General features: G+C 46.1%; 1 protein-coding gene and 2 pseudogenes. All 3 read left to right on the top strand.

The features are described from left to right. Window positions 1-576, top strand: a pseudogene (locus tag BCT81_RS06000) (ABC transporter substrate-binding protein); the annotation flags it as partial. Window positions 577-745: 169 nt separating this feature from the next. After that, complete coding sequence (locus tag BCT81_RS05995) at window positions 746-1732, top strand: ABC transporter permease (protein ID WP_102423521.1); 987 nt, start codon at window positions 746-748, stop codon at window positions 1730-1732. A gap of 2 nt (window positions 1733-1734) precedes the next feature. Continuing rightward, window positions 1735-2197: pseudogene (locus tag BCT81_RS05990) on the top strand (ABC transporter permease); the annotation flags it as partial.

Genomic DNA, 2197 nt, shown 5'->3' with positions numbered 1-2197 from the left:
AACAACGATGGTTTTGTTGATACTCCATCTGGTAAGTCTTTCGAACTAATGATCCAGTCGCCAAACGGCTGGACTGACTTCAACAACACAGTTCAACTAGCGGTAGAGCAGCTAAACGAAGTGGGCATCAAAGCAAAAGCTCGTACGCCAGACTTCTCTGTATACAACCAAGCAATGCTGGAAGGTACATACGACGTAGCATACACAAACTACTTCCACGGTGCGGATCCATACACGTACTGGAACAGTGCTTACAACTCATCACTACAATCTGGTGACGGTATGCCTCGTTTTGCCATGCACTTCTACAAAAACGAGAAACTAGATGGTCTTCTAAACAGCTTCTACAAAACAGCTGACAAGAACGAACAGCTGGACATTGCACATGGTATCCAGCAAATCATCGCTGCAGACCAAGTGACAATCCCTGTGATGTCTGGTGCTTACATGTACCAATACAACACAACTCGCTTCACTGGTTGGTGGAACGAAGAAAATCCAAAAGGCCGCCCACAAATTTGGGCTGGTATTCCAGAGCGTTTACTTCATGTACTGGACCTAAAACCAGTCAAATAAGTATTCGTTCAATCCTTGCGGCGTAATCTCTTACGCCGCTTATAAAAATCCCCACACTCTCAATTGAAAGTATGGCGCTCGTCGTCAGGGGATTTTTCGTTCCAAATTTCGCTAGGAGCGACCTGAATCCAGAAACAGGGAAACAATCTGGGTGAGTAAGGTGTGAGTTATGGGTTATTTTTTAAGACGTTTGTCATTTTATTTTGTCGCGCTAATAGTTGCAGCGACGTTAAACTTTATCATTCCAAGAGCAATGCCTGGTGACCCAGTTACCATGATGTTTGCGAACGCTTCTGTACAAGTTACTCCAGAACGTATTGCTGCAATGAAAGAGCTATTAGGTTTCGTTGATGGCGGCTTACTAGTTCAATACGCAGCGTACATGAAGAACATTCTTAGCTGGGAGCTTGGTACATCAATTCAATTCTACCCTCTTTCTGTAAACTCATTGTTGGGTGGGGCATTCGGCTGGTCACTTTTCTTAGCAGGTACCGCTGTAATTCTTTCTTTCTCTATCGGTTCTATCCTAGGTATTTTCGCGGCGTGGAAACGTGGCAGCAAATACGATGCTTTTGTAACGCCAGGCATGCTGATTCTACAAGCCGTTCCTCAAGTCGTTATCGCGATGATTGCACTATTTACCTTTGCAATCGGCTTGAAGTGGTTCCCAACGGGTTACGCTTACACCGCTGGTACTGTACCTGATTGGACAAGCTGGGCATTCATTAAAGATGTGGCTTACCACGCTTTCTTACCGCTGTTCTGTGCTTCAGTTGTTCAAATTGGTGGCTTCCTAGTGAACATGCGTAACAACATGATCAACCTACTTGCTGAAGACTACATCACTATGGCGAAAGGCAAAGGCCTGAGCGAAAACCGAGTGGTATTCAACTACGCAGCGCGTAATGCAATGCTACCAAGTGTGACAGCACTTTCTATGTCGCTAGGTATGGCAATCGGTGGTCAGCTAATTATCGAAATCATCTTCAACTACCCAGGTCTTGGCAGCGTACTTTTCAACGCAATTAACGCTCGTGATTACCAAGTACTGCAAGGTCAGCTACTTATCATGACGCTATTCATGCTGTTCTTTAACTTGGTTGCAGACATGCTGTACGTAGTTCTTGACCCTCGTCTTCGTAAGGGTGGTAAATAATCATGAAAGACTTTCTAAAACTCATTTGGCGTAACCCGATGGCCCTAACAGGCGTCATCATCCTAAGCATCTTTGTTCTTGGCGCTCTTGCAGCTCCACTGATCACCAAACATGCACCAGACAAGCGCACAGGTAACCCACACGAGTACCCAGGCTTTGTTGTTAAGTCTGCGCAAACTAGTCCGAACGGCTGGGTGGCACAAAACCTTGCAGACGACCGCCGCACGTTGATCATGTCTAAAAAGGCTGACCACGTATTAGGTACGACTCGTATGGGCCGTGATGTTTGGTCACAAGTGGTATACGGCGCACGCGTATCACTCGCTGTAGGCTTCGGTGCTGGTCTAACAGTATGTCTACTAGCAACCGTTATCGGTGTTTCTGCAGGTTACTTCGGTGGTCGTGTGGATGACGTACTAACCGCTGCAATGAACATCATGCTGGTTATCCCTCAATACCCATTAC

The sequence above is a fragment of the Vibrio sp. 10N.261.52.A1 genome (assembly GCF_002876325.1).
GTDB lineage: Bacteria > Pseudomonadota > Gammaproteobacteria > Enterobacterales > Vibrionaceae > Vibrio > Vibrio chagasii.
The sequence above is the reverse complement of the archived record's forward strand: the minus strand, read 5'-3'. Positions and strand labels throughout refer to the sequence as shown.

Coding starts and splice junctions, on each gene's coding strand:
- BCT81_RS05995 (WP_102423521.1), top strand. CDS start 746: ATGGGTTATTTTTTAAGACGTTTGTCATTTTATTTTGTCGCGCTAATA.